Raw genomic sequence first — 10,461 nt, 5'->3', positions numbered from 1 at the left:
AAGGAACTTCGTATGAGGTTTCGTTCTGGGTTATGAACCTACTTCGTACCGAAACCTGCCTGAATGCACTGATTCCAAACTTATCCATCAGCATCGAAACCTCAGAAGGGCTTGTCATTCAGAGCCTCACCATTGGTCAGATTCCACAAACGGATTCGCCTACCTGGCGCCGTTGCTCAGTATTATTTACGGCACCGACATCGACCGAGGATATTGTGATCAAATTAATTAATAATCAGGGAGATTATGGCTGCGGAAACGATATGGCCCTCGACGATTTTCAGGTGCGACAATGTGGCGAGTGCCCCAATCAACCCGAAACCGTTTATATTCCTGATGCCTTTAGCCCAAATAATGACGGCATGAACGATAGGCTGGCTTTCTTCACTCAACTCAAAACGTCAAACGCATTCCGTATCCGTGTCTTCAATCGGTGGGGAAATTTAATTTTCAGCAGTCAGAATCCAGCCGAAACCTGGGACGGCACCTTCAACGGATCGCCCTGCCCTGCCGATACCTATACCTGGATCGTTACGTATCAATCCGTGACTCAACCTAAACGAGAAATCAGCCAAACCGGTCGCGTTGTTCTGGTTCGCTGAGCGACCACACCTATACCAGTAACTCAATGAAAGCACATCAGGTGTTACATGAAGAAGAAAACGACGTCTTAATATAGAAGTCTGTTACGTTGCGAAGGCCAGATCAGCAGTTATTATCGAATGAGACCTGGCAGTAGAAATTCATCAACCAGTACGACTTACTAACCCATACAATAGTAAATGAGTAATACACAAAAGGCAATGAATGGGGGAAAGTGGATTACCGTTTCGACGGGTATCGCTACCCTTTTTCAGTTCATACAAGTGGCCGTTCTGGCTCGCGTATTAGCGCCTTCCGATTTTGGTATAGTCAGTGTAAGTAACCTGATTCTAGCCTTTTTTCAGGTTTTCGCGAACTTGGGCTTTGCTAACTCCATTATTTACAAGCAGGAAAGCGACCGCAATGTATTATCGACTCTCTACTACCTGAATTTGCTGGTGGGGTTTGTGATTTTCATTGTTATTCATCTCAGTAGCCCATCCATTATCGCTTTTTATCACGAACCCAAACTAGCGCAGGTACTCAATCTATCGTCGTATTACTTCGTGATTGTGTATTTCGGGCAGATCTATATGTTTTTGCTCGAAAAAGAACTACGGTTCAAATCGGTTGCCATCATCGACATTACGGGTTCGGTTTTAGGAACGGCGGTTACGGTTACCCTGGCCTATAATGGTTACCATGAGTTATCGCTCATCATTGGATCGCTCGTATCACAAACCACCCGATCTATATTGCAGATTGCGTTCGGTTTAAAGTTCTTTATTCCCAAACTGTACTTTAATATCCATACAATTAAAGAACATCTTCGCTTCGGGGTTTATAACATGGGCGATGGACTCCTTGGCTATGTTCAATCCAATACCGACAATATTTTTCTGGGCGGAATGCTGGGGGTTAAAATGCTGGGGTATTACACGGTAGCTTACCAGCTCTGCGTATTTCCGATCATGAAACTCAATCCAATCATTCTACAGGTAGCCTATCCGATTCTGGCGCGTATGAAAGAAAACACGTCCGAGCTTCGGAAATCGTATCTAAAAATTCTGGATTTTATCAGTTATTGCAATTTGCCCCTTCTGGCAGGTCTCTTCATTACGGCCGATACGGTTGTTCCATTAATTTATGGACCAGGATGGGAAAAAAGCATCGAACTTATCCGAATTTTCGTGTTTGTAGGCATTTTTATCTGCCTGAGCCACCCACTCTATACCGTAGCCTTTACGAAAGGGAAGCCAAGTCTGCTGTTTTACCTTAACCTGGGGACACTGATCGTCAAGATCCCCTTAGTATACCTTTTTGGCACATACTGGGGGGTTATGGGTATTGCCATCGCCTTCCTGCTAACTACCTTCCTGAATATGCTTGTGAATTTTGGAATGGTCAACTACCTGATTGGCGACTTTTTCAGCGACTTCCTGAAAAACATTGCCAAGCCTGTCACCTTCTGCCTGATTATGGTGGCTATTATCAGTATCTATAAAATGCTTGTTGGGTATTCAGGGCCCATCAATGCGTTCGCTGAAATTGCTATCGGGGGTGCCATTTATGCCGTTCTCACCCTGGCGTATAAGCTTTCCTTCGACCAGATAAAAGCCTACCGACAGGGGCTTTTGTAGGGCACTTTTATCGGAGTTACTGAACTGTTTTTTCTCCTTTCACTAAAAATGGCACATTGGCAGTGGCCACATGTTGGTGAGTGTCGTAAACGAACACAAATAGCCTATATGCACCTGGTTTGGCAGGCAGTATGAATTGAATTGTATTTAGCCCAGTTGAGGTAAAGAGGCCATCAATAGCCTGGATTGGCGTATCAATATAATCAGCGGTTAGTCGGGCAGCCGGTTTAATTTCCCAATGATACGCCAGCGAGTCGTTATCCGCATCGGTAGCCAGTACCTGAACCTGATGAACGCGTTCGGCTCCTGACCATTGGATACTCATTTTAATTGCCCCATCAATACGTATTTGCCGGATAACAGGTGTCTGATTATCAGTCGCTTGTTTCGTCCAAAGTTCCTGCATAAGTCCAACCAGGGAAGTTTCCCGACCCTGTTCATCGAACATACTAAACCAGGTATGGGTATCCTCCTGCTTACTGCCCCAGTAAAACATATACGACCCTAAGCAATTGGGAGGCCGGGAACCAATGTATTGCGGATAGGTCTGTCTGACAAATTCGTACTTCTGCTGACTAGTTGGTTCAATAGCCGTTTCCCAGGGCGTACGCGGCTCTTCCCAATATCCTTTAGCACCAAACTCTGAGATTAGGTACGGCTTAGTCCAACCGCCTTCTTTCAGGTACTGATTAACTGATGATATGGTCCCGTACACATTAAACGAAAGGATGTCAATTTCAGGGCATCGCTCGCGAACGAGCCAGATAGCGCGACCACTATCGGGTGCAATGGCAGTCGTAACCGGATGATCGGGATCAAGTTCATGAATCATGGCCGCAATGCGGTTGACCTCGTCAAAAACACCAAAGTTATTGGCGTCCTGCGCCCACTCGTTCCCCACGCACCACATCAACAAGGCCGGGTGATTGCGGTATTTCAGTACCGTTTTTCGGATCTGTTCGAATTGTTGATCAACTGCCTGGCGATCATGATAATCGAAACCATCCGCTTCTTTACCTACCCAAATTCCAAAGAGTACGGTAAGGTCCAGCCGTTGCGCCTGCGCCAAAATCTGATCGGCGTCGAGGTCGTCCCAGATTCGGATTGAGTTTCCTCCACAGGCTTTCAGGCGTTCAAAATGGCTCTTGCCACCCGCCCCCTGAATAAAGTAAGGTTTCCCATTTCGCAACAACTCATACGATTGCCCAGTCCAGTGAATAGCCGTTGGCTTAACGGTCGAGGAAGTTTCATTGTCAGTAGCCGTTGACCCATGGCAACCCGACAGTAGATGGCCCGCCAGTAGACTGAATACTAGTAAACCCGTACGCATCAATCCAGTATCAAAATTTATCCGTCTCCTATTTTGACTCAGGATATTTTTTAAAGTCATAAAAGATACGAATTACGCCATACGAATACAAAATCACGGTTTACTATTTACCTGGTTGCCAGACCGTTGACAAAACCAAATTCGTGCGGCACCGTTCGAATCTAACCCATATGAACTGGCTTACTCACCTTCACCGTTCGCCGAACGCTGCCTATAACTTTGCCTATAAGCCAAGCGACAGGCAGCCTATTCGGATTTTGATCATTGCCGGTCTTTTCTTTATTACCGCCTTTTTAGCCGTATATCTTCAGCCGGGAAACCGGGGCTATGGCTGGTTATTTGGCATGTTAACCGTGTCGGTCTTTTTCAAGCTCTTCCGACTGCTCCACGAATGGTACCATTACTGGCAGGTGAAACCGTTGGTTGTACCTCCCTCTACCCGGACATGGCGAGTCGATGTGTTAACAACCTACTGCCCCGGCGAGCCGCACGACATGGTCATCAATTCCCTGCGAGCCATTCAGGCGATGTCCTATCCGCATACAACATACCTCTGCGACGAAGCCAATGACCCTTACCTACGACGAGTTTGTGCAGAATTGGGTGTACAGCATGTTACACGCACTGACAAAAAAGACGCTAAAGCAGGTAATATCAACCATGCGCTTCAGCAGGCCACGGGCGAAATTTGTCTGGTGATTGACCCCGACCACGTACCAGCCCCTGATTTCCTGGACCACGTTTTGCCCCACTTCGACGATCCGGCTATTGGCTTTGTTCAGTGTGTACAAGGGTATTATAACCACAAGGAGAGTTTGGTTGCCTACGGGGCCGCTGAACAGACGTATACGTTTTATGGCCCCATGATGACCTGTATGGGGAATTATGGAACAGCCCAGGCTATTGGGGCGAACTGTACCTTTCGAAGAGACGCGCTCGACACCATCGGTGGGCATGCTCCCGGCCTCTCCGAAGATATGCACACGGCGATGCTTCTACACGCCAAAGGGTGGCAATCGGCCTATGTTCCCATGCCCCTCTCCTATGGTCTGGTGCCGGGCACGTTGTCGGCTTATTTCAAGCAACAGCTTAAGTGGTCGAGGGGAACGTTTGAACTGCTGGTAACTACCTATCCACGAATCATTGGTCAGTTGTCGTGGCGGCAACGCCTTCACTACCTGACAATGCCGTTGTATTACCTCCTGGGCATTGTACAACTGCTTGATTTACTGATACCGATCATTTCGCTGGTAACGATGCGGCTTCCAGTTCACGTGGATCTTCTATTATTCGCCACGGCCTATCTGCCTCTTTTGCTGACGGCTTTTCTGATTCGACAGTATTCGCAACGATGGTTGATCGAAAAACACGAAGCAGGCTTTCATATCTTCGGAGGTATTTTAAGCAGTGGTACCTGGTGGGTGTACGTTTTAGGACTGATTTACACCATTTTCCGCGTTGAAGTCCCTTATCTGCCAACACCCAAGCGCGACCAGCCACGGAACAATCTAGTGCTGTGCCTCCCTAATTTGCTGATGATTATTCTGACGCTGGGCGCTATTGGTTACAGCATTTATCATTACGGCCGATTTGCTGTCAGTAACATATACTCCCAGCTCATGATTGGCTTCGGATTACTCAACGTGGTTATTCTGTCACTGAATGTGCTGATCGGTCAGGAAGTGTGGCTAGCCCGTATGAAAACGTGGATAGCCCCCCGAATCTCATTTCAACGACCTGTCTTCTGGCCATTACGGATTGCGTTCTGGCATATCCGGTATGGCCTTTATCGGTGGCTTCGCTTTTCAGCCATCCCCTTATTTGTCGTCTTACTGATTGCCACAACCGGATTGGTAGCGTATACCAGTCGTAAAAAAACAGCCCGGCTTCCGTTCGATCTCCGATACGCTACTACCCAATCGTTTTATTATGGGCTGGACCCAGCCAGGAACAATGTTCATAAATCGATTCCTGTGCCCGACAAAGTTATTGTTCCTCAACACCTGACCTGGTCCACTACTGGCGACCATGCATTAAACTGGCCGACCTTGTCAATAGCATCCCGTCAATTGCCATTGCTTTACCTGGAACCAACTTTTACAAGTCTTTCAGAAAACTCAGAGACGATTTTGCAATCATTTCTGCAACGCATCTGCCAGGGTACATACAATGACCAACTACTAACGTTTACGAATAACCTGAAACGCTATAATCAACCACTACTCATTTGTTTCGCCCCTGAATTTGATGATACTACCCACCAGTGGGGCACCCGGCAAGAAGCAACCCTCAAACTATATGAGAAGGCCTGGCAATACCTGGTAACATTTTGTCGACAGCAGCAATTGACCAACATCGTATGGGTGTGGTGTCCTACGCAGCCATCTACGGTTGTTGATTACTACCCTGGCGGTGATTCGATTGACTGGATAGGGCTCAACATTACCAATAAGCCGCTTTCGAACGACGACAGCCAGATCCATTCCTTTGCAGCCCTGTATCAGTTGATGCACAATACAATCCGGCTACATATAGATTACAACATCCGCCAAAAGCCTATTTTGGTTACGCATTGTGGCACCAATACATCGGGCATGAAGGAGCAGGAATGGCTACATAATGCGCTGACTATTATCACGGAGCGATATCCTGAAGTACGCGGCTTAGTTCTTAATCCACAACAGGCTGACGAGTTAAAACGAAGTCAGTAAGGGATCGTTAACGATAAATAGAACACGGATTTTCAGGATTCCTATGATCAGTGTAAATCATAGGAATCCTGAAAATCCGTGTTCTATTATCCAGGCGTTTATGCCTGATCAAGTGCCCGTTGCAGGGCTTCAGCAAAGGCTTTGTCGTTTGGCGGCAGGAGCATCAGTTGATGATCACCCGGCACACTGTGCACGCGCACTCCTTTTTTAGCATATTTTTTCCAGCCCAGAAACTTACTATCATCGACAAAGTAAAGGCGAACCTGAGCCTTAAAAAGATCAATAATACCGTCGTAGGGCTTCATGGTATAATGCGAAAACGCGTACTCATGCTTTTCGATGATTTTATTCAGATGTTCCAATCCTACTTCTGGTTCTGGCTCCTCACGCAAACCCATTGCTTTCAGTAATGAATCGAATTTCCATTCAACATACCCCTGCTGGTATTTGAGCGTCTGAATAGGTTTCTGGATCAATGATCTGGTGAACCAGATTAATTTCGGGAACTGGCGGAGTACTTTTCGCATTAGCCAGTCGCCCATCGAGCGATTCATATCTGACTCCTGTGCATTGGTGTCGAACATAGCTAGCATTTTCACCTCTTTCCCCATCGCTTTCAATTGCCGGGCCATCTCCAGCGCCACATAGCCACCAAACGAATAGCCAGCAATTGCATACGGACCATTGGGATTTTGTTCCAGCACTTCGCTCAGATAGAAAGCGGCAATGTCTTCCATCTTATCGAGCGGCTCATCTTTGCCATCTAGTCCCTTTGCCTGGAGCCCGTAAATAGGCTGCTCTGGATCCAGATAGCTTATCAAGCTACTGAAATTCAACAGATTTAGACCAATTCCATGAATAATATACAGAGGGTCTTTATTGCCTTCTGGCCGGATGGGCACCAGCGATGTCCAGGTTGTTGGCTTTTCGTTTGTTTGTAACAGTTGCGCCAGTTTTCGAACCGTCGGATAGGTCAGCAGAATAGATAAGGGAAGCCGCTTTCCGGTTTCCTTTTCCAGTTGGGTCATTACCTGAACAGCAATCATCGAGTGCCCACCCAGTTCAAAAAAGTCGGTATCAATATCAATCTGATCCAGCATCAACGCTTCCTGCCAGATTACCGCAATCAGCTTTTCCGTTTCGGTCGATGGAGCCGTGTGCGTTCTATGTTCCACAGCCAGCATGGAAGCAGGCTTAGGCAGTGCATTTTTGTCGATTTTACCGTTTGGCGTAATAGGCAACTGAGCCAGGCTCACAAAATCTGTCGGGACCATATAAGATGGCAGATTTTCCTGCAACTGCCGTCGCCAAATCAGAATCTGATTCCTGAACGCGCCTTCGCTCAATGGGGGGGTGGTCACCAGATAAGCAATCAATCGTTGGTCGCCAGGGCGATCTTCACGAGCAACAACCACAGCTTCACTTACCCCTTCCTGCGTTACCAGAGCATGCTCTATTTCGCCCAACTCAATCCGGTAGCCGCGTACCTTCACCTGCTGGTCGATACGCCCCAGGCAATGGATTTCGCCATCGGGCATAAACTTACCTAAATCGCCCGTTCGGTACATGGTACTTTTTTTCGACGTACTGAACGGATTCGGAACGAATTTTTCTCGCGTCAGCTCAGGACGGTTCAGATAGCCTCGGGCAACTCCATCGCCAGCAATGTAAATTTCTCCTACGCTCCCTTCAGGCAACCGATTCAGGTGTTCGTCCAGAATATAGACCTGGGTGTTCTGAATAGGCCGCCCAATCGTAATAATCTCGTCGCTGGCTAAAATCTGCTTTCCGGTCGAATAAATGGTCGTTTCGGTTGGGCCATACATATTCCAGAGCGATCCACAACGAGCCGTTAGTTTCTGGGCCAGATCTTTCGACATAGGCTCTCCGCAGCACAGAATCTTCAACGGCAACCGCTCCTCCCAACCAGCCGCGAGCATCATTTTGTAGGTGATGGGGGTAGCCTGTATGAGGCTAATATCAAAAGACGAAACAGTCTCTAGAAGAGCTCGGCCATCTTTTGTTGTTTCAGAATCGGCCAATACCAGCGTTGCCCCCACCAGAATGGGCAGGTATAACTCAAGCCCGGCAATGTCGAACGAAACCGTCGTGACAGCCAGCAGTTTATCGTCCTTAGTGATACCTGGCCAGCTTATCATGCTGTACAGTAAATTGACCAGATTATGGTGCTCAATAAGAACGCCTTTGGGTTTGCCGGTCGAACCTGAAGTATAGAGAATATAGGCCAGATCGTTACCATTTACCTCAACCGCTGGAGCCTCTTTGGAATACTGGTCCAGTTCATCCAGTAAGGTTTCCAGCAACACAACCTTCGTCTGGTTCGCTGGCTGGCCCGAAGTCGGGTACGTTGTATGACCGGCCGAATGGTATTTCTTCGATGTAATCAGCAAGCTAGCTGACGAATCCGCTAGCATAAACGCAATACGGTCATGCGGATATTCAGGGTCGATGGGCACGTAGGCGGCACCGGCTTTCAGAACAGCTAGTAAAGTAATAACCAGATCGGGCGTACGATCCAGAACGACCCCCACTACGGGCGCACTCCCATTGACTGTTGTTCCTAAACACTGTTTTTGAATGGCCTGCGCTAGCTGATTAGCCCGTTCATGAAGTTCCTGATACGTGAACGTTTGGCGTTCCGTTGACTGGGTAAATACCAGCGCTGGTTTGTCTGCAAATTCCTTAGCCGTTTGTGCCAGTAACGAATGTAACGAAGCCGTCCTTGGGTAGTTTGCCGCCGTATCGTTCCAGGTGGCCAGTTTTCTGCTCTGATCGTCCCCATCGGCCAGCAGAATATCTTCAATCTGAATGGATGGATTCTCAACAATAGCTTTCAGAAGCCGTTCAAACTCGGCCATCATCCGATCGATAGTCGCTTCTTTGAACAGTTGGGTATTGTAGGACCATTCAAATACGAGAGACGATTTGCCGGTTGCGGCATCACTTATGTTCAGAAAGAGGTCAACAGCCCCAAATTCTCTCGGATTGCTGATAAACTGATAATCGAGTCCATGAAAATCTACCCCATTGTCAAGCCCCATATCGACGTTGAAGATGACTGGAACCAGAGGGACCCGGGCAGGGTCACGGACAATGGGTAGCTTTTTCAGCAGACTGCCAAATGTCAGCCGCTGGTGTTCGTATGCATCGAGTATGCCCTCCTTGCGTTGCTGTAAAAACTCCAGGAAGCTTAGTTCAGGCCTGGGAAAGCTGCGGAGTGGCAGTAAATTGACACAATGGCCTACCAATCCCAGATAGCCAGTTGCTGACTGCCCAGATGTAGGTAAGCCTACCACAATATCATCCTGACCCGTTACCCGGTGCAGAAACACCTCGAAAGCAGCCATTAATGTGGTAACAAAACTAGCCCCTGCCCTGGCACCCATTTTTTTCACAGCACTGGCAAGTGCGTCGCTCAACAGATGGTCGCGTCGGGCAATGGAATACGTCCGTAACGATGGCCGGGCGAAGTCGGTTGGCAACTCGAGGACGGGGATTGCACCATTATACTGATTGAGCCAGAATTTTTCGATCTGCCGATAGACTTCACTTTGCTCAAACTGCTGTTGTTCAAGCGCGTACTGGCTATAGGCAGGGGCCTCAGGTAAAGTGGGATTGCGGTGCCGGGCGTAGGCTGAATAGAGCGCACTCAGATCCTGAAGTAAAATACCTAACGACCAGCCATCACAAACAATATGATGTCCTGTCAGAGTAAAATGATGATCTGTATCCGACAATTTGATCAGGCACACCTTAATCAGAGGGCCGTTCAGCAGATCGAATACATAGATCGCATCCTGTTGGACATAGTCTGCAATAATCTGTTCCTGCTCAACCTTCGATTTAGCGGAACTGTCCAGGTAATCCAGGGGAATAGGTACTTCGTCGAAAATGCACATCTGACGCCCATCAGCGCTAAACGCCGAATGGAGTGCTTCATGACGACGCACCAGCGCTTGCCAGGCTTTCTCGAAAGCAAGTCGATCCAGTAACCCATGAAACCGCAACGAAATCGACTCATTGAAAGCTCGACTGGCATCGTCGCCACCGAGTTTACAGGCCGCCCATATTTCGATCTGTGGCTCCGTTGCCGGAGCCAGGCTCACGATTTGAGGCCCCTCAAATGGGTTAAAATCAACTTCAATCAGGTTTACATTTGCAATGCTTTCCGCCATCC

The 10,461-nt window shown here is 47.9% G+C and carries 5 protein-coding genes; 3 read left to right on the top strand and 2 right to left on the bottom strand.

Translation table 11 applies throughout. The features are described from left to right. Both BGO59_RS09475 and BGO59_RS09470 read left to right on the top strand, forming a co-directional pair. The coding region (locus BGO59_RS09475) for a gliding motility-associated C-terminal domain-containing protein (RefSeq protein WP_293683378.1) at nt 1-602 on the top strand (602 nt) is incomplete at its 5' end. Between the two features lie 180 nt (nt 603-782). After that, on the top strand, nt 783-2,222 hold the full coding sequence (locus tag BGO59_RS09470) for an MOP flippase family protein (RefSeq protein ID WP_293683377.1): 1,440 nt from the start codon (nt 783-785) through the stop codon (nt 2,220-2,222). A 16-nt stretch (nt 2,223-2,238) separates the two neighbouring features. Here the strand turns inward: BGO59_RS09470 and BGO59_RS09465 are convergent, their stop codons facing one another. Next, nucleotides 2,239-3,552, bottom strand: coding sequence for a glycoside hydrolase family 2 TIM barrel-domain containing protein (locus BGO59_RS09465; RefSeq protein ID WP_293683376.1), 1,314 nt, complete (start codon nt 3,550-3,552; stop codon nt 2,239-2,241). A 170-nt stretch (nt 3,553-3,722) separates the two neighbouring features. Here BGO59_RS09465 and BGO59_RS09460 point away from each other — a divergent pair, with 170 nt between their 5' ends. Beyond that, complete coding sequence (locus BGO59_RS09460; protein ID WP_293683375.1) at nt 3,723-6,263, top strand: glycosyltransferase family 2 protein; 2,541 nt, start codon at nt 3,723-3,725, stop codon at nt 6,261-6,263. Nucleotides 6,264-6,361: 98 nt separating this feature from the next. Here BGO59_RS09460 and BGO59_RS09455 read toward each other — a convergent pair whose 3' ends face one another. Beyond that, the gene (locus BGO59_RS09455; RefSeq protein WP_293683374.1) at nt 6,362-10,459 is read right to left on the bottom strand and encodes an amino acid adenylation domain-containing protein; all 4,098 of its coding nucleotides are present in this window, start codon (nt 10,457-10,459) and stop codon (nt 6,362-6,364) included. Nucleotides 10,460-10,461 lie beyond the last annotated feature (2 nt).

The organism is Spirosoma sp. 48-14 (assembly GCF_001898575.1).
Classification (GTDB): Bacteria; Bacteroidota; Bacteroidia; order Cytophagales; family Spirosomataceae; genus Spirosoma.
Note: the sequence above shows the minus strand (reverse complement) of the source record. Positions and strands in the feature narration are given on the sequence as shown.